The organism is Mycobacterium heidelbergense, assembly GCF_050205645.1.
In the GTDB taxonomy this organism is placed as follows: domain Bacteria; phylum Actinomycetota; class Actinomycetes; order Mycobacteriales; family Mycobacteriaceae; genus Mycobacterium; species Mycobacterium heidelbergense_A.
Map to the genome: position 1 here is coordinate 1 of NZ_JBNMQT010000040.1, position 18,340 is coordinate 18,340.

The window sequence follows — 18,340 nt, forward strand, 5'->3', positions numbered from 1 at the left end:
GGCTGGCGGCGGTGGGGCTAGCGGCGGTGGCGGTGCCGGAGGGGGAGCCGGCGGGCCGAACTGCGGACCGGCCTGTGGCGAGCTTTGCGGGCCGATGCAGATCAGCGTGCAGCCGGGCTGGCGCGTCTGCGCCGGTGCTCCGGTGTTGGGCGACTGCCACGGGAACATCGGTGGCTGGCCGAGAGGCTGCTGCGGGCCGAAATCGATCAGCGGCATCCGCGCCAGCGGATCGTCGATGGGCAGGCCGTTGATGTTCATCGGCAGGTTGGGGCCCAGCCCCTCCGGATGCTCGTCGTGCGCGTCGCCCAACGGCGGCGGCGGCCCGGTGATCGGCGGCAGGTCGACCGGAACGACGCCGGTCGCGTACGCCGCCGCCCAGCCCAACACGTTCTGGGCGTAGGGCATCGAATTGTTGTAGCGCAGGATCGCGGCCATCACCTGCGCCGGGTCGCGCAGGTTGAGCCCGCCGCTGCAGAGGTAGCGGGCGGCGGCGAGGGTGGCGTCGAACAGGTTCTGCGGGTCGGCGGTGCCGTCGCCCTTGCCGTCCGAGGCGTAGCGCGCCCAAGTGCCGGGCAAGAACTGCATGGGTCCCATCGCGCGGGCGTAGCTGGGGCGGTTGCCCACACTGCTCTGCAGGATGACCTCGTTGCCGGGCAGCGTGCCATCAAGGGCGGGTCCGTATATCGGAACGACCGCGGTGCCGCGTGCGTCGACGGCGCCACCGCCGGCGTGGCCCGACTCGATGCGCCCGATCCCGGCCAGTAGGTTCCAGCTGATGCCGCAGGCGGGAGCCTCGACGGCCATCTTCTGTTCGGCACTGCGGTAGGCCGTCAGCGCGATCGTCGGGATGCCCAGCGCGCCGGGCGCGCTCACGATCCTCGGTGGCGGCGGCGCCGAGGCGGCGCCCGCGGCGACGTGGAAGGCGGTCGGCGCGTGCTCGATCGCGATGACGGCCGGGCCGGACAGGTCAGGCACGGCGGGGGAAACCGCAGCTACCGGGCTTACGACGGCATGCACGGACGGGATTGGGCCTTTTCCGTGTAACGGCGGAGCCGCCGCGCCAACCGCCCCGGCTAACACCAACGGAGTGATCACGGCTACCCCGAATGCCGGTGTCCGCGTTACGCCGGCTGCCCGATTCGCGGCCGCCGCGGCGGCCGGGCGTGCACCCCAGCGTCCCCCTATGCGCACTCGACCGTCCTAAGTATGTGAGCTGCCGGATGAGTATGTGAGCTGCCGGAAACCTCTTCTTAGCCTCGTGAACTTGTCACCCTACATAACTCCCGTTACGGGAGTGGCGCAATGGTTGATTTGCGATTCATCTTGATTTCTTGGCGGCCCGCTCCAGGTCATCGCGCGCCTGCGCGGTCCCGTCGTCCGGGGTTTCCCGCTGCAGATCGGTCAGCAAAGCGCGGAGATCCTCGAGCTCGTGACGCAGGTACTCGCGGGTCACCACCTCACCGACGGCCAGCCGCAGCGCGGCCAGCTCCCGCGCCAGGTACTCGGTGTCGGCCTTGGTTTGCGCGGCGCGCCGGCGGTCCTCTTCGAGCGCGACCCGGTCGCGGTTCTCCTGACGGTTCTGCGCGAGCAGAATCAGCGGCGCCGCGTAGGCGGCCTGCGTGGAGAAAGCCAGGTTCAGCAGGATGAACGGGTACGGGTCCCACCGCAGTGCGGCCGCGAAGACGTTGACGAGGATCCACCCCACTACCAGGATCGTCTGAATCAGCAGGTAGCGGCCGGTGCCGAAGAACCGCGCGATGGACTCGGTGATCTGGCCGACGGTCTCGGGGTCCAGCCGCGGCGAATACCTGCGCGATGTCCGCGGGGTGTACAGCCTTCGCGGTGCCGTGGATCTGCTCACGCGGATCCTCCCAGTCGTTGTTCGATACGGCCCGTGGTGTCGAGCTGCTGCACGTCGACGCGCCAGTCGTGCGGCAGCAGGTGATCGAGCAGGTCATCCACGGTTACCGCGCCCAACAGATGGTTCTGGTCGTCGAGCACCGGTCCGCATACCAGGTTGTAGGCGGCGAGGTAGCGGGTCACCGCTCCCAGCGGGGTCTCCGGCGTCAGGGTGAGCAGGTCGCTGTCGACGATCCCCCCGACCAGCTCGGCCGGCGCCTCCCGGAGCAGTCGCTGCAACGAAATGCAGCCCAGATAGCGTCCGGTCGGGGTGGCCGTCGGGGGGCGCGCCACGAACACCATCGACGACAGCGCGGCGGTGAGGTCGGGGTCGCGGACCCGGGCGAGCGCCTCGGCGACCGACGTGTCCGGTGTCAGCACGACGGGGTCCGAGGTCATCAGACCGCCCGCGGTGTCGGGGGGGTGCGTCAGCAGCCGACGCACCGGTTCGGACTCGTCGGGGTCCATCCGGGTCAGCAACATCTCGGCGTCGGTTGGATTCAGCACGCCGAGCAGGTCGGCGGCGTCGTCCGGGTCCATCTCCTCCAGCACATCCGCCGATCGGTCGGTGCCCAGCTGCGACAGCACTTCGGCCTGATCCAGCTCGGGGAGCTCCTGCAGAACATCGGCCAGCCGGTCGTCATCGAGCGCCTGCAGCACCTCGTAGCGCCGCTTGGGCGGGAGCCCGCGGATCGTGTCGGCCACATCGACCGGTTTTCGGCCGTCGAATTGCTCAAGCAGTTGGGCCACCCCCTGACCCGGCAACGCGAGGGCCGACGGGGTCAGGCCCTGCACGCTCTGCCAGTCCACAACGTGCACCGGGCCGCGCCGGCCCAGCCGTCGTTGGCCCCGGACGGCCACCCGGTGCACCATCCAGTCCCGGGTTCGGGTCTGCTCGATTCCCAGATCGGTGACGAGGACGTCGAGGCCGGCCAACTCCGGCAGCTCCGGGTCGTTGACCTTGACCGGGGTGTCGAGCACCTGGCCTATCACCAGGACCTCGCCCGGCCGTTGCTCGAAGCGACGCAGGGATACGTTGCCGGTGTTGAGGGTCACCGCGTTGGGCTCGATCGCCGCGACCCGCAGGATCGGAATGAAGATGCTGCGGCGGGTGGCCAGGTCGACGACCAGCCCCAGCACCCGCGGTTGCTGACGCACGATGCTGATGCTGATCACGACATCGCGGACGCGCCCGAAGTTCTCACCGAGTGGACCCAGCACCAACATTCGCGCGAGCCGCGCGGCGTACACCCGGTTGACCGATCCCATGCAACAGAGCCTAGGCAGCCGCTGGCCGCATGGCAGCCGCGGTGTCAGGGCCTCGCGCGCCGCTAACGATGCATCGCGAAGATCGCGACGATCAAGACGACGATCAACGTGGCGACGCCGATCACTATGCCCGCGACCGCCAGCGCGTAGCCGTCTTGGTGAGTCCGCTTGATCTGGCCCAGTGCGATCGCGCCCAGCACGATGGCGACGATCCCGCCGATGCAGCAGAACACGCCCGTGAACGACGAGATCAGGGAGGCGATCGCCAGCCCGTTCATCCCAGGCTGCATCTCCGGCTGGAGCCCACAACCCTGATAGCCCCGTGGGGGATAGCCCGACGGCGGATAACCCGACGGCGGATAGTCCAGAGGCGGGTATTCCGGAGGCGGCCCATAGCCGGCCGGGCCAAATTGCGGTGGCCCCGGGGGCCCGTAGGCGGGGGGCGGATAGCCGCCCGGATACCCGGGTGGGTAGCTCGGCGGCGGATAGGGCGGCGGGTAGTCGGCCCCGGGCGGCGGTGCCGGCGCATCCCAGGGAGGTTGCCAAGGCGGCTGCTCGCCGCCCGGCTCGCCACCCGTCGGCGGACGCGCCGCGTCGTCGTGGGCGTTCTCGCCGCCGCCGGGAGCTGTCATGCCGATCAATCTAACCGCCACGCTGGTATAGGGCGCGGCCGCAAGCCGTCGATAGGGTGGGAGGGTCAGGGATGAAGCCGTTTCCAGGCCGGAGGAGAATGAGCGGCGATGACTAATCCTTTCCAGCCCGGGCAGGTTCCCGGCGCGACGCCCGCCGGCCCGGGCGCCGGACGGCGCGGTGTGCCCGGATTGCCGACTCCCCCCAAGGGCTGGCCGGTCGGGTCCTATCCCACCTACGCCGAGGCGCAGCGCGCCGTCGACTACCTATCCGATCAGCAGTTCCCGGTCCAGCAGGTGACCATCGTCGGCGTCGATCTCATGCAGGTCGAGCGGGTCACCGGCCGCCTTACCTGGCCCAAGGTGCTCGGCGGCGGCGTGCTCAGCGGCGCCTGGCTGGGACTGTTCATCGGGTTAGTGCTCGGCTTCTTCAGCCCGAATCCGTGGGCCGCCCTGGCCACCGGCCTGGTCGCCGGCGTGTTCTTCGGGTTGATCACCTCGGCGGTTCCCTATTCAATGGCCCGCGGCACAAGGGATTTCAGCTCGACGATGCAATTGGTGGCCGGCCGCTACGACGTGCTCTGCGATCCTCAGAACGCAGAGAAAGCGCGGGATCTGCTGGCGCGCCTGGCTATCTGACGCGCGGAGGCTGATCCAGTGAGTCGTCGCGGGCGCGCATTGGGCGCAATCGTGCTGGCGGCGTTGACCATCGCATCGGTGTCGGCCTGCGGCTCGACCGGCCATCAGTTGGTGATCAGCTTCTATACGCCGGCCACCGACGGCGGGACGTTCGCCGAGGTGGCACGTCGCTGTACCGAAGAATTCGGTGGCCGCTTCGCCATCGCGCAGATAAGCCTGGCCCGAGCGCCCGGCGAGCAGCGCTTGCAGCTGGCCCGCCGGCTGACCGGTCGCGACCGCAGCCTCGACGTGATGGCGCTGGACGTCATCTGGACCGCGGAGTTCGCCGAGGCGGGCTGGGCGCTGCCGCTCTCCGACGACCCCGCCGGGCGGGCCGAGGCCGACGCGACGGCCGATACCCTGCCCGGGCCACTGGCGACGGCCCGGTGGAAACGGCAGCTCTATGCCGCACCCATGGCCACCAACACCCAATTACTTTGGTACAGACCGGATTTGGTCAAGCAGCCGCCGAGCGATTGGAACGACATGGTGGCCGAGGCGGCCCGGTTGCACGCGGCGGGCCAACCCAGCTGGATTGCGGTGCAGGCCAACGAGGCCGAGGGGCTGGTGGTGTGGTTCAACACGCTGCTCGTGAGCGGCGGCGGTCAGGTGCTCTCCGAGGACGGCCGACGGGTCACCCTGACCGACACGCCCGCCCACCGCGCCGCCACCGTCAACGCGCTGCGCATTCTCAAGTCGGTGGCCACCGCGCCTGGGGCCGATCCGTCGATCACCCGCACCGACGAGGCCACGGCGCGGCTGGCGGTCGAACAGGGTAGGGCCGCACTGGAAGTCAACTGGCCTTTCGTGTTGCCGTCCATGCTGGAGAACGCGGTGAAGGGCGGTGTGGACTTTCTTCCGCTCAACCGGAATCCCGAGCTGGCCGGCACCGTCAACGCCGTCGGCGCGTTCGTGCCCAACGACGAGCAATTCCGCATCGCCTACGACGCCAGCCAGAAGGTGTTCGGTTTCGCGCCCTACCCCGGTGTGGCGCCCGGCAGGCCGGCCCGGGTGACGATCGGCGGGCTCAACCTGGCGGTGGCCAGCACCACGCGTCACCGGGCCGAGGCGTTCGAAGCCGTCCGCTGCCTGCGCAGCCTGCGGAGCCAGAAGTACGTCGCGATCGCGGGCGGCCTGCCGGCCGTGCGGACCTCGCTGTATTCCGATCCGCAATTCCAGGCCAAGTACCCGATGTACACCGTCATTCGTCAGCAGCTCACCGATGCCGCGGTCCGCCCGGCGACACCGGCCTACCAGGCGGTGGCCATCCGGCTCGCGTCGACGCTGAGCCCCATCACCGAGATCGACCCGGACTCCACGGCCGACCATCTCGCCGCCCAGGTGCAGAAGGCCATCGATGGGAAGGGGCTGCTGCCGTGACCCGCGCCGGCGACGATGCAGTGGGGGCGCCCCCAGCCGCGAAGCGGCGAGGGGGACGAAGCGATGAGGAGAAGCGGCGCTCATGACCCGCGCCGTTGAGACCTCGGAACGGCGACTCGCGTTCATGCTCGTCGCACCCGCGACGGTGCTCATGGTTGCGGTGACCGCCTATCCGATCGGCTACGCGATCTGGCTGAGCCTGCAGCGCAACAACCTGGCCACCCCCAACGACACCGCGTTCATCGGCCTGGGCAACTACCAAACGATCTTGAGCGATCGGTACTGGTGGACGGCGCTGGCCGTGACGCTGGCGATCACGGTGGTGTCCGTGTCGATCGAGTTCGTTCTGGGCCTGGCGCTGGCGCTGGTGATGCATCGCACGCTGATCGGCAAGGGGGTGGTGCGCACCGCGGTGCTCATCCCGTACGGCATCGTCACGGTGGTCGCGTCGTACAGCTGGTACTACGCCTGGACGCCGGGCACCGGATACCTGGCCAACCTGCTGCCGCAGGGCAGTGCGCCGCTGACCGAGCAGCTCCCGTCGCTGGGCATCGTCGTCATCGCCGAGGTCTGGAAGACCACGCCGTTTCTGTCGCTGCTGTTGCTGGCCGGCCTGGCCCTGGTACCCGAGGATTTGCTGAAGGCGGCACAGGTCGACGGCGCGGGCGCGTGGCGGCGACTCACCAGGATCACCCTGCCGATCATCAAGCCCGCGGTCGTGGTCGCGCTGCTCTTCCGGACGCTGGACGCCTTCCGCATTTTCGACAACATCTACGTGCTGACCAACGGCGCCAACAACACCGGGTCGGTGTCGATCTTGGGCTACGACAACCTATTCAAAGGCTTCAACGTCGGCATCGGCTCGGCGATCAGCGTGCTGATCTTCATCTGCGTGGGCGTCATCGCGCTCGTCTACATCAAAGTCTTCGGCGCCGCGGCGCCGGGCGGTGACGTCGATGGATAGGCGCCGCACCGCCGTGTGGGCCGTCGTCGACACGGTCGTGGTCGTGTACGCGCTGCTGCCGGTGCTATGGATTCTCGGTCTGTCGCTCAAACCGACCTCAACGGTCAAGGACGGCAAGCTGATTCCGTCGTCGGTGACGTTGGCCAACTATCGCGGCATCTTCCGGGGCGACTTCTTCAGCTCGGCACTGATCAACTCCATCGGGATCGGATTGATCACCACGACGATCGCGGTCGTGCTGGGCGCGATGGCGGCCTACGCGATTGCCCGGTTGAACTTTCCCGGCAAGCGCGCGCTCGTGGGCGCCGCGCTGCTGATCACCATGTTCCCGGCGATCTCCTTGGTCACGCCGTTGTTCAACATCGAACGCTTCCTCGGCTTGTTCGACACCTGGCCGGGGTTGATCCTGCCCTACATCACTTTCGCGTTGCCCCTTGCCATTTACACGCTGTCGGCGTTCTTCCGGGAGGTGCCCTGGGATCTGGAGAAGGCCGCCAAGATGGACGGTGCCACGCCGGGGCAGGCTTTCCGCAAGGTCATCGTGCCGCTGGCAGCGCCCGGGCTGGTGACCGCGGCGATCCTGGTGTTCATCTTCGCCTGGAACGACCTGCTGCTGGCGCTGTCGCTGACCGCGAGCAAGGCGGCGATCACTGCGCCGGTGGCGATCGTGAACTTCGGCGGCAGTTCGCAGTTCGAGGAACCGACCGGATCGATCGCGGCAGGTGCCGTCGTGATCACGATCCCGATCATCGTCTTTGTTCTAATCTTCCAACGACGGATTGTCGCTGGGTTGACCTCTGGCGCCGTGAAGGGATAGCGCGATGGCCGAGATTGTGCTGGAGCACGTGAACAAGACGTACGCCGACGGGGCAATAGCGGTGCAGGACCTGAACGTCACCATCGCCGACGGCGAATTCCTGATTCTGGTCGGGCCTTCCGGCTGCGGCAAGACCACGACGTTGAATATGATTGCCGGGCTTGAGGATATCTCGTCAGGCGAGTTGCGCATCGACGGCGAACGGGTGAACGAAAAGGCGCCCAAGGACCGCGACATCGCAATGGTGTTCCAGTCCTACGCGCTCTACCCGCACATGACCGTGCGGCAGAACATCGCGTTCCCGCTGACGCTGGCGAAGATGAAGAAGCCCGAGATCGCGCAGAAGGTCTCCGAGACCGCCAAAATCCTTGACCTGACCGAGCTCCTGGACCGCAAGCCGTCCCAGTTGTCGGGTGGGCAACGGCAGCGTGTCGCGATGGGCCGGGCAATTGTGCGCCATCCCAAGGCTTTCCTGATGGACGAACCGCTGTCCAACCTGGACGCCAAGCTGCGGGTGCAGATGCGCGGCGAGATCGCCCGACTGCAGCGCAAGCTCGGCACCACCACCGTCTACGTCACCCACGACCAGACGGAGGCAATGACCCTGGGAGATCGCGTGGTGGTGATGCACGGCGGTGTCGCCCAGCAGATCGGGACCCCCGACGAGCTCTACGAGCGCCCGGCCAATCTGTTCGTCGCGGGTTTCATCGGCTCGCCCGCGATGAATTTCTTCCCCGCCACCCTGACGCCGACGGGACTCACCCTGCCCGTCGGGGAGGTGACGCTGACGCCGGACGTCCAGGAGACCATCGCGGCTCACCCCGAACCGGACAACGTCATCGTCGGGGTTCGACCCGAGCACCTGGCCGATGCTGCGCTGATCGACGCCTACCAACGCATCCGGGCGCTGACCTTCGACGTCAAGGTCGACCTGGTCGAATCGCTGGGCGCCGACAAGTACCTGTACTTCACCACCACGGGGCCGGCCGTCCACGCGGCTCAGTTGGACGAGCTGGAGGCGCAGGGCGAAGTGCACGAAAACCAGTTCGTGGCAAGGGTTCCCGCGGAGTCGAAGGCGGCCATTGGAGGCTCGATCGAGTTGGCGTTCGACACCAGCAAACTCGCTGTCTTCGATGCGGACTCCGGGGTCAACCTGACCGTCCCCCCACCCGAGTGACACAGCATCTGGACCGGGTGCGCGCGCACCTGCGCGGCTACTTCGCCGACGCCGGGGTCGACTCCGAACCCGATTCGGCGAGCGTGACGTTTCTGGGCACCGAAACCATCGAGGTGTTGCGATTCCGGGGCGACGGATTGACGCATTATGTGTCGCTGGGCTGCTCGCGCCACCCGATGGGCGACCCGACCGAGATCCTCGTCGACCAATTGCGCGGCCCACGCGCCGAGGTCGTGCTGCGGCTGCAAGACCCCGGTCCGGTCACCGGCATCGCCCGCAGCCTGGCCATCCTGGCGGCCACGCCCGCCGTCGACGGCGTGATACTGGCCGCCGACGCTCTGATCGACCTCGGCTCGCCGTTGTGGGCGCGACCCTCGGGGCGCGCGCCGTTCACCGCGATCTTGTTGGGCCGCAGCGACATTCCGGATCTGCCGCTGGAGCCGCCGCGCGACCCGGTCAACTTCTTGTCGGCGACCCCCATCACCGCGACCGAAGCGGCCTGGGTGCGGCTCAAAGGTGCCGAGGCCATGCGGCAGGCCTGGCAGAACGACGGCGTAAACGTGCTGGATCCGAATCGCCCTGCGGCACAACCCAGCTGATGTCCGGGCGTTTCATCGAGTGTGCGCCTACGGCGACCTGCACGCACACCCGCAGCCCTGTAAGCACACTCGACGCATTGGTGCGGGGCGGTTCGCGCTAAAGCCAGTTGTTCCTGCGGAATTGGAAGTACAGGACCAGGCAGGAGACGATCATCAAGGCCATGATCGCCGGATAGCCCCACGTCCAGTTCAGCTCGGGCATGAAATGGAAGTTCATCCCGTAGATCGCGGCGACCATCGTGGGCACCGCCAAAATACCGGCCCAGGCCGCCATCTTGCGCATGTCGTTGTTCTGCTGCATGCCGACCCGGGCCAACGCGGCCTGCACCAGCGAGTTGAGCATGTCGTCGTAGCTGGCGATCTGATCCGCGGCCGCGGTTTGGTGGTCGATGACATCGCGCATGTAGCGCCGGACTTCCTTCGAGATCAGGTCCTTGCCCTCGGTCTGCATGCGCTGGAACGCGGCCGACAGCGGGTTCACGGACCGGCGCAGCTCGACGACCTCCCGTTTGAGCAGATAGATGGGCTCGACATCGAGCTTGCTGCCCGGGGCGAACGCGACGACCTCGATGCCGTCGATGTCGGTCTCCATCAGCGCGGTCACCTCGAGATAGTGATCCACGACGTGGTCGGCGATGGCGTGCATCACCGCGAAGGGACCCAACTGCAGATGCTCGGGCTCGGCATCCAACCGCTTGCGCACGTCCGACAAGCCGCCGTGCTCGCCGTGGCGGACGGTGATCACGAAGTTCTTGCCGACGAAGATCATCACCTCGCCGGTCTCGACGATCTCGCGAGCCAGCACCACCGACTCGTGCGGCACATAGTTGACCGTCTTCAAGACGAGGAACATCGTGTCGTCGTATCGCTCCAGCTTGGGTCGCTGCTGGGCACACACCGCGTCCTCGACCGCCAACGGGTGCAGCCCGAAAACGTCCGCGATCTCCTGCATGTGGGCCTGGTCAGGCTCGTACAGCCCGATCCACACGAACGCCGACTGCCCGGTGACTTCGATTTCGCGGACCTTGTCCAGCGCGGCGGTGTAGCTGTACTTGCCCGCTATCCGGTGGCCTTCGACGTAGACGCCGCAGTCGACCAGGGGCTCGGCGGGCGGTGGCTCGGGGTGCGCGTGCTCCTGTGTCGGCCGCGGTTTCGCGATCGGTCTCAGCGCTTCCGGCAACGCGTCGAATCCCTGGAACACCTCAACCTCCATTCACCGCGCAGGCCTGGGCGAGCGGTGGTCCATGCTACGCGTCCGGACATGACACGGCAGGAAAAGTGCCTGGCAGTCGCGGGTGCATGACTGCCGCCGCGTGGGGGTGCGCTAGTTTCGACGCGGACCGAAATACCTACAAACCGACTTTCTCCATAGGAGTACCAGAAGTGAGTGCAAGTCCTCTGAAGGTCGCCGTCACCGGCGCCGCAGGCCAGATCGGCTACAGCCTGTTGTTCCGCCTGGCCAGCGGTTCGCTGCTGGGGCCCGAGCGCCCGATCGAGCTGCGGCTGCTCGAGATCGAGCCGGCGCTCAAGGCGCTCGAGGGTGTCGTGATGGAACTCGACGACTGCGCGTTCCCACTGCTGGCGGGCGTCGAAATCGGCGCGGACCCCAACAAGATCTTCGACGGCGTGAACCTGGCGCTGCTCGTCGGCGCGCGTCCCCGCGGACCGGGCATGGAGCGCAGCGACCTGCTGGAGGCCAACGGCGCGATCTTCACCGCGCAGGGCAAGGCGCTCAACTCCGTTGCCGCCGACGACGTCCGCATCGGCGTCACCGGCAACCCGGCCAACACCAACGCGCTGATCGCGCTGAGCAACGCGCCCGACATCCCGAAGGAGCGATTCTCCGCGCTGACCCGCCTCGACCACAACCGCGCGATCTCGCAGCTGGCCCGCAAGACCGGCGCGGCCGTCACGGACATCAAGAAGATGACCATCTGGGGCAACCACTCGGCGACCCAGTACCCAGACATCTTCCACGCCGAGGTCAATGGCAAGAACGCCGCCGAGGTCGTCAACGACCAGAACTGGATCGAGAACGACTTTATCCCGACCGTCGCCAAGCGCGGCGCGGCGATCATCGACGCGCGCGGCGCCTCCTCGGCCGCCTCGGCCGCGTCCGCGACCGTCGACGCCGCCCGCTCTTGGCTGTTGGGCAGTCCGGACGGTGACTGGGTCTCCATGGCGGTCTTCTCCGACGGCGCCTACGGCGTGCCCGAGGGCATCGTGTCGTCCTTCCCGGTTACCACCAAAGACGGCAACTGGTCGATCGTGCAGGGCCTCGAAATCGACGAGTTCTCTCAAAGCCGTATCGACAAGACCACCGCCGAACTGGTCGACGAGCGCAAAGCGGTCACCGAGCTTGGCCTGATCTGACCCGGATCCCAATTAGGCCTACTAACGGGTAGTCAGTACCCTGGGCCCGTGTCCGAATTGCTTGAATCGATACAGACTCGCTCCGAGGACGGCGTCATCACCGACGCGGACATCTTCGAGGCACATGTAGGCGGCAAGCTTTCCGTAGGCCTGACGACTCCGTTGGACACGCAGCGCGCGCTGTCGATCGCCTACACCCCCGGCGTGGCACAAGTCAGCCGTGCGATCGCCGCCGACCACACCCTGGCGTCGCGCTACACGTGGGCGAGCCGGCTGGTGGCCGTGGTCAGCGACGGCAGCGCCGTCCTGGGCCTCGGTGACATCGGACCGGCCGCGTCGCTGCCGGTGATGGAAGGCAAGTGCGGGCTGTTCAAGGAGTTCGCCGGGCTGGACGCGATCCCGATCGTGTTGGACACCAAGGACCCCGACGAGATCATCGACACCCTGGTGCGCTTGCGCCCGACGTTCGGCGCGGTGAACCTGGAGGACATCTCCGCGCCCCGTTGCTTCGAGATCGAACGCCGCGCCGTGGAAGCGCTGGACTGCCCGGTGATGCACGACGACCAACACGGCACGGCGATCGTCGTGCTCGCGGCGCTGATGGGAGCCAGCAAGGTGCTGGGCCGCGACATGTCGACCCTGCGCGTGGTGGTCTCGGGCGCCGGGGCGGCCGGTGTGGCCTGCTCGAAACTTCTTCTCGCAACGGGGGTTTCGGACATCACGGTGCTCGATTCGCGCGGCATCCTGCACACCGGGCGCGACGACATGAACGTCGTCAAGGCCGATCTGGCGCGGTCCACCAATCCCGACGGGCTGACCGGCGGCATGGTCGAAGCGCTCGATGGCGCCGACGTGTTCCTCGGGCTGTCGGCGGGTGTGGTTCCCGAGGAACTGATCGCCACCATGGCGCCCGGCGGGATCGTGTTCGCGCTGTCGAATCCCGACCCGGAAATACACCCCGACGTCGCCGCCAGGTACGCGGCCGTGGTGGCGACCGGCCGCAGCGACTTCCCCAACCAGATCAACAACGTGTTGGCCTTCCCCGGGCTCTTCCGCGGCGCGCTGGACGCCGGCGCTCGGCGGATCACCGAGAGCATGAAGATCGCCGCGGCCGAGGCGATCTTCTCGGTCGTCAGCGACGACCTGGCACCCGACCGGATCGTCCCGAGCCCGCTGGATCTGCGTGTCGGGGAGGCGGTTTCGGCCGCGGTGGCCACCGCCGCTGACAGCCCGGGGTGAAAACCGGCCGGCTGGTAGCGCCGCTGATCGCCGCCGCACTCGCTGTGGTTCTCTGGGCGGCCGGCTGCGCGACCCACACCCAGGACCACCGCTCGGCGCCCGAGCTGGTGGTCGGATCCGGCCGCGACTCCCAGTCGATGCTGCTGGCCGCCGTCTACGCCGCCGCCCTGCATTCCTATGGATTCGGTGCGCGAACCGAAACCGTCGACAACCCGATGGCGCGACTGGACTCCGGCGCGGTCACCATCGTCCCCGCGTTGACCGGTCAGGTGCTGCGGACCCTGCAGCCCGGCGCGGCGGTGCTCTCCGACGCCGCCGTCTACCGCGCGATGATCGCGGCGTTGCCCGAGGGCGTGTTGGCGGGCGACTACACCACCGCCGCCGAGGACAAACCCGTGCTGCTGGTGACTCAATCCACCGCGAAGGCCTGGGCCGGAACCGATCTCAGTGCGGACCTGAGCGCACTGTCGAAACACTGCGACGGGCTGACGATCGGCATCGTCGCGGGTCGCCATGCGCCCGCGTCGGTCGGCACGTGCCGGCTCCCCGTGCCGCGTGAATTCCCGGATGACACAACGATGTTCGCCGCCGTGCGGGCCGGGCAGCTGACCGCAGGATGGACGACCACCGCCGATCCCGCCATTCCCGGCGACCTCGTCGCGCTGGCCGACGGCAAGCCCGCGCTGATCCAGGCCGAGAACGTGGTGCCGTTGTATCGCCGCAACGCGCTCAAAGACCGGCAATTGCTGGCCATCAACGAAGTGGCCGGCGTGCTCGACACCGCGGCCCTGGCCGACATGCGCCGGCAGGTGGACGGGGGCGCCGACCCGCGTGCTGTGGCCGGCGGGTGGTTGGCCGAACACCCGCTGGGCCGCTGAGCGTCAGTGCTTGGACGGCATCAACCGGCCCAGGACGGGGCCGAACAGCTGCTGGTAGTAAGGGCCCGCCATCCGCACCATGATGTCCAGGAGCTTGGCGTCGGTACCGACCAGCACCCGGGCCTTCTTCTTGCGGACCGCGTCGAGAATGATCCTGGCGGCCCGCTCCGGGCTGGTCCGGGCCAGCCGCTTGTCGAACAGCTTGGCCAGGTCGTCGCGGTCCAGGCCCTCCGCCGCGGTGGCGTTGCGCGCGATCGCGGTCCTGATGCCACCGGGGTGCACCGTCGTCACCGCCACCGGGTGGCGAGCCAGGATCATCTCCTGTCGCAGCGCCTCGGTGAAGCCGCGGACGGCGAACTTCGCCGCGTTGTACGCCGCCTGGCCCGGCACCGAGAACAACCCGAACACGCTCGAGACGTTGACGACGTGCCCGTCGCCGGAGGCGATCACGTACGGCAGAAACGCCTTCGTGCCGTTGACGACTCCCCAGAAGTCGACGTCCATCACCCGTTCGATGTCCTTGAACTGGCTGATTTCGATGTCACCGGTGAAGGCGATGCCGGCGTTGTTGTAGATCTGGTTCACCTTGCCGAAGTGCTCGTTGACCGCCTCGGCGTAGGCCAGGAAGGCCTCGCGCTCGGTCACGTCGAGCCGGTCGGATTTGACCGGCGCGCCGATCGCCTTCAGCTGCTCCTCGGTCTGCGCCAGTCCTTCGGTGTCGACGTCGCTGATGGCCAGCTTGGCACCCGAACGTCCCAGCTCGATGGCCAGTGCCTGCCCAATACCCGAACCCGCGCCGGTCACCACCGCGACCTTGCCGGCGAATCCCTGCATGAGCACCCTCCTCGTGTCGGCTTCCGTTGAGGTTAACCGGTACCCGGGGTATCGCTCTCTTCGGGTGCGAACGGGTCAGCCGAACGCGGTGTCGATGATTTCCTGCTGCTCGACGGCATGCACCTTCGACGACCCGGACGAGGGGGCCGACATCGCCCGGCGCGAGATGCGCTTGATGCCGGTCAGCTTGTCCGGCAGCAACTCGGGCAGCTCCAGGCCGAACCGCGGCCAGGCGCCCTGGTTGGCCGGCTCCTCCTGCACCCAGAAGAACTCGCCGGCGTTCGGATAGCGGTCGAGGGTTTCGCCCAGCCGGCGCTTCGGCAGCGGCGCCAGCTGCTCGATGCGCACGATCGCGACGTCGTCGCGGTTGTCCTTGGCCTTGCGCGCCACCAGCTCGTAGTAGATCTTTCCGCTGGTCAGCAGGATCCGCCGGACCTTGCCGCGGTCGCCGACGCCGTCCTCGTAGGTGGGTTCCTCCAGCACCGAGCGGAACTTGATCTCGGTGAAGTCCTTGATGTCGCTGACCGCGGCCTTGTTGCGCAGCATCGACTTCGGCGTGAACACGATCAGCGGGCGTTGGATGCCGTCGAGCGCATGCCGGCGCAACAGGTGGAAGTAGTTCGACGGCGTCGAGGGCATCGCGATCGTCATCGAACCCTCCGCCCACAGTTGCAGGAAGCGTTCGATCCGGGCGGAGGTGTGGTCGGGTCCCTGTCCCTCGTGGCCGTGCGGCAGCAGCAGCACCACGTTGGACAACTGGCCCCACTTGGCCTCGCCGGAGCTGATGAACTCGTCGATGATCGACTGCGCGCCGTTGACGAAGTCGCCGAACTGCGCCTCCCACAGCACCACGGCGTCGGGGTTGCCCACGGTGTAGCCGTACTCGAAGCCCACGGCGGCGTACTCGGACAGGGGGGAGTCGTAGACCAGGAACTTGCCGCCGGTCGGGCTGCCGTCGAGGTTGGTCGCCAGCAGCTGCAACGGCGTGAATTCCTTGCCGGTGTAGCGATCGATGATCACCGAGTGCCGCTGGGAGAAGGTGCCACGCCGGGTGTCCTGCCCGGACAGCCGCACCAGCTTGCCCTCGGCCACCAGCGACCCCAAAGCCAGTAGCTCGCCGAAGGCCCAGTCGATCTTGCCCTCGTAGGCCATCTCACGCCGCCTCTCGAGCACCGGCTGCACGCGCGGATGCACGGAGAAGCCCTCCGGTACCGCCAGGAACGCGTCGCCGATGCGGGCCAGCAGCGACTTGTCCACCGCGGTCGACAGCCCCGCGGGGACGAGCTGGTCGGCCTCGACCGAGGCGCTCGGCTGCACACCGTGCTTCTCCAGATCGCGGACCTCGTTGAAGACCCGCTCCAACTGGCCCTGGTAGTCGCGCAGCGCGTCCTCGGCCTCCTTCATCGAGATGTCGCCGCGGCCGATCAGGGCCTCGGTGTAGCTCTTGCGGGCGCCGCGCCTGGTGTCGACGACGTCGTACATGATCGGGTTGGTCATCGACGGGTCGTCGCCCTCGTTGTGGCCGCGCCGCCGGTAGCACAGCATGTCGATGACGACGTCCTTCTTGAACTTCTGCCGGAAGTCCACGGCCAGCCGCGCCACCCACGCGCACGCCTCCGGGTCGTCGCCGTTGACGTGGAAGATCGGCGCCCCGATCATCTTGGCGACGTCGGTGCAGTACTCGCTTGATCTGGAGTACTCCGGCGCGGTGGTGAAGCCGATTTGGTTGTTGACGATGATGTGGATGGTTCCGCCGACGCGATAACCGGGCAGCAGGGCCATGTTCAGGGTCTCGGCGACCACACCCTGGCCGGCGAAGGCGGCGTCCCCATGCAGCATCATCGGCACCACCGAGAAGCCGTCTTCGCTGTCGCCCTTGTCCAGCAGGTCCTCCTTGGCGCGGACCAGACCTTCCAGCACCGGGTCGACGGCCTCCAGGTGCGACGGGTTGGCCGTCAGCGACACCTGAATGTCGTTGTCGCCGAACATCTGTAGGTACACGCCGGTGGCGCCGAGGTGGTACTTGACGTCGCCGGAGCCGTGCGCCTGCGACGGGTTCAGGTTGCCCTCGAACTCGGAAAAGATCTGCGAGTACGGCTTGCCGACGATGTTGGCCAGCACGTTGAGCCGGCCGCGGTGCGGCATCCCGATGACCACTTCGTCCAGGCCGTGCTCGGCGCACTGGTCGATGGCCGCGTCCATCATCGGGATCACGCTTTCGGCGCCCTCCAGCGAGAATCGCTTCTGCCCTACGTACTTGGTCTGCAGGAATGTTTCGAAGGCCTCGGCCGCGTTGAGCTTGCTCAGGATGTATTTCTGTTCGGCCACAGTCGGTTTGACGTGTTTTGTCTCGACCCGCTCTTCCAGCCATGCCTGCTGCTCGGGCTCGAGGATGTGGGTGTACTCCACGCCGATGTGGCGGCAGTAGGCGTCGCGCAGCAAGCCCAGGATGTCGCGCAGCTTCTTGTACTCGGCCCCGGCGAAGCCGTTGACCTTGAACACCCGGTCGAGGTCCCACAGCGTCAGGTCGTGGGTCAGCACCTCTAGGTCGGGGTGGCTGCGGAATCGGCTGCTGTCCAACCGCAGCGGGTCGATGTCGGCCATCAGATGCCCACGGTTGCGGTAGGCCGCGATCAACTCCATGACGCGGGCGTTCTTGTCGACGATCGAGTCGGGGTTGTCGGTGCTCCACCGGATCGGCAGATACGGGATGCTCAGCTCGCGAAAGATCTCGTCCCAGAAGGAATCCGAGAGCAGCATCTCGTGAATGGTGCGCAAGAAGTCGCCCGATTCCGCGCCCTGGATGATGCGGTGGTCATACGTCGAAGTCAGCGTGATCAGCTTGCCGATACCCAGGTCGGCGATGCGTTGCTCGCTGGCGCCCTGGAACTCGGCGGGATATTCCATCGCGCCGACGCCGATGATGGCGCCCTGCCCGGACATCAGCCGGGGCACCGAGTGCACGGTGCCGATGGTGCCGGGGTTGGTCAACGAAATCGTCACTCCCGCAAAGTCTTCGGCGGTGAGCTTGCCATCTCGGGCACGCCGCACGATGTCCTCGTAGGCGGAGACGAACTCCGCGAACCGCATGTTTTCGCAGCGCTTGATGCCGGCGACTACCAACGAGCGCTTGCCGTCCTTGCCCTGCAGGTCGATCGCCAGGCCCAGGTTGGTGTGGGCGGGTGTGACCGCGGTGGGCTTGCCGTCGACCTCGGCGTAGTGGCGATTCATGTTCGGGAAACTCTTGATCGCCTGCACCAGTGCATAGCCCAGCAAGTGGGTGAAGGAGATCTTGCCGCCCCGATTGCGCTTGAGCTGGTTGTTGATGACGATCCGGTTGTCGATCATCAGCTTGGCCGGAACGGCCCGCACGCTCGTCGCCGTCGGAACGTCCAGCGACGCGGACATGTTCTTGACGACGGCCGCGGCGGCGCCACGCAGTACCTGCAACTCGTCGCCCGCGGCCGGCGGGGGAGTAGGGGCCTTGGCCGGTGCCGGGGGAACAGCGGCGCCATTGCCCGCCGGCTTGGCTTCTGGCTCAGTGGGCTTGGTTACTGGCGCAGCGGCCTTTGGTTCGGGGGCGGCCTGCCCGTCGGCCGGGGCG

General features: G+C 67.5%; 16 protein-coding genes. 9 read left to right on the top strand and 7 right to left on the bottom strand.

Annotated features, from left to right (window positions below; all coding sequences use genetic code 11):
• The 4 genes from ACQI5H_RS24045 to ACQI5H_RS24060 all read right to left on the bottom strand — a co-directional run.
• On the bottom strand, positions 1 to 1,191 hold a 1,191-nt coding region (locus ACQI5H_RS24045), incomplete at its 3' end, for a lytic transglycosylase domain-containing protein (protein ID WP_427081798.1).
• Positions 1,192 to 1,318: 127 nt separating this feature from the next.
• Positions 1,319 to 1,861, bottom strand: coding sequence for a DUF1003 domain-containing protein (locus tag ACQI5H_RS24050; RefSeq protein WP_427081799.1), 543 nt, complete (start codon positions 1,859 to 1,861; stop codon positions 1,319 to 1,321).
• The gene (locus ACQI5H_RS24055) at positions 1,858 to 3,168 is read right to left on the bottom strand and encodes a magnesium transporter MgtE N-terminal domain-containing protein (protein WP_427081800.1); all 1,311 of its coding nucleotides are present in this window, start codon (positions 3,166 to 3,168) and stop codon (positions 1,858 to 1,860) included. The genes ACQI5H_RS24050 and ACQI5H_RS24055 overlap by 4 nt, the downstream gene beginning before the upstream one ends.
• A 62-nt stretch (positions 3,169 to 3,230) precedes the next feature.
• Positions 3,231 to 3,800, bottom strand: coding sequence for a DUF4190 domain-containing protein (locus ACQI5H_RS24060; RefSeq protein WP_427081801.1), 570 nt, complete (start codon positions 3,798 to 3,800; stop codon positions 3,231 to 3,233).
• 108 nt (positions 3,801 to 3,908) lie between these two features.
• On the opposite strand from ACQI5H_RS24060, the gene ACQI5H_RS24065 reads away from it, so the two are divergent.
• From ACQI5H_RS24065 to ACQI5H_RS24090, 6 genes are all read left to right on the top strand, one after another.
• Complete coding sequence (locus tag ACQI5H_RS24065) at positions 3,909 to 4,436, top strand: general stress protein (RefSeq protein ID WP_427081802.1); 528 nt, start codon at positions 3,909 to 3,911, stop codon at positions 4,434 to 4,436.
• Between the two features lie 18 nt (positions 4,437 to 4,454).
• Complete coding sequence (locus ACQI5H_RS24070; RefSeq protein ID WP_427081803.1) at positions 4,455 to 5,855, top strand: extracellular solute-binding protein; 1,401 nt, start codon at positions 4,455 to 4,457, stop codon at positions 5,853 to 5,855.
• Between the two features lie 82 nt (positions 5,856 to 5,937).
• Positions 5,938 to 6,819 carry a carbohydrate ABC transporter permease gene (locus tag ACQI5H_RS24075; RefSeq protein ID WP_427081804.1) on the top strand — a complete coding sequence of 294 codons (882 nt, stop codon included), beginning with the start codon at positions 5,938 to 5,940 and terminating at the stop codon, positions 6,817 to 6,819.
• Complete coding sequence (locus ACQI5H_RS24080; protein WP_427081805.1) at positions 6,812 to 7,636, top strand: carbohydrate ABC transporter permease; 825 nt, start codon at positions 6,812 to 6,814, stop codon at positions 7,634 to 7,636. Before ACQI5H_RS24075 ends, ACQI5H_RS24080 begins: the two co-directional genes overlap by 8 nt.
• A gap of 4 nt (positions 7,637 to 7,640) precedes the next feature.
• The gene (locus ACQI5H_RS24085; protein ID WP_427081806.1) at positions 7,641 to 8,813 is read left to right on the top strand and encodes an ABC transporter ATP-binding protein; all 1,173 of its coding nucleotides are present in this window, start codon (positions 7,641 to 7,643) and stop codon (positions 8,811 to 8,813) included.
• Positions 8,810 to 9,412, top strand: a complete 603-nt coding sequence (locus ACQI5H_RS24090; protein WP_427081807.1) for a suppressor of fused domain protein — start codon at positions 8,810 to 8,812, stop codon at positions 9,410 to 9,412. Before ACQI5H_RS24085 ends, ACQI5H_RS24090 begins: the two co-directional genes overlap by 4 nt.
• Positions 9,413 to 9,509: 97 nt before the next feature.
• Here ACQI5H_RS24090 and corA read toward each other — a convergent pair whose 3' ends face one another.
• The gene (gene corA / locus ACQI5H_RS24095) at positions 9,510 to 10,613 is read right to left on the bottom strand and encodes a magnesium/cobalt transporter CorA (RefSeq protein WP_427081808.1); all 1,104 of its coding nucleotides are present in this window, start codon (positions 10,611 to 10,613) and stop codon (positions 9,510 to 9,512) included.
• 182 nt (positions 10,614 to 10,795) lie between these two features.
• On the opposite strand from corA, the gene ACQI5H_RS24100 reads away from it, so the two are divergent.
• Genes ACQI5H_RS24100 through ACQI5H_RS24110 form a run of 3 tightly spaced genes read left to right on the top strand, consistent with a single transcriptional unit; the run spans position 10,796 to position 13,902 of the window.
• Complete coding sequence (locus tag ACQI5H_RS24100; protein ID WP_427081809.1) at positions 10,796 to 11,785, top strand: malate dehydrogenase; 990 nt, start codon at positions 10,796 to 10,798, stop codon at positions 11,783 to 11,785.
• A 48-nt stretch (positions 11,786 to 11,833) separates the two neighbouring features.
• On the top strand, positions 11,834 to 13,024 hold the full coding sequence (locus tag ACQI5H_RS24105) for an NAD(P)-dependent malic enzyme (protein WP_427081810.1): 1,191 nt from the start codon (positions 11,834 to 11,836) through the stop codon (positions 13,022 to 13,024).
• Positions 13,021 to 13,902, top strand: a complete 882-nt coding sequence (locus ACQI5H_RS24110; RefSeq protein ID WP_427081811.1) for a glycine betaine ABC transporter substrate-binding protein — start codon at positions 13,021 to 13,023, stop codon at positions 13,900 to 13,902. The genes ACQI5H_RS24105 and ACQI5H_RS24110 overlap by 4 nt, the downstream gene beginning before the upstream one ends.
• A gap of 3 nt (positions 13,903 to 13,905) precedes the next feature.
• Here the strand turns inward: ACQI5H_RS24110 and ACQI5H_RS24115 are convergent, their stop codons facing one another.
• Positions 13,906 to 14,736, bottom strand: coding sequence for an SDR family NAD(P)-dependent oxidoreductase (locus ACQI5H_RS24115; protein WP_427081812.1), 831 nt, complete (start codon positions 14,734 to 14,736; stop codon positions 13,906 to 13,908).
• A gap of 75 nt (positions 14,737 to 14,811) precedes the next feature.
• A partial coding sequence (locus ACQI5H_RS24120; RefSeq protein WP_427081813.1) for a multifunctional oxoglutarate decarboxylase/oxoglutarate dehydrogenase thiamine pyrophosphate-binding subunit/dihydrolipoyllysine-residue succinyltransferase subunit occupies positions 14,812 to 18,340 on the bottom strand: 3,529 nt, incomplete at its 5' end.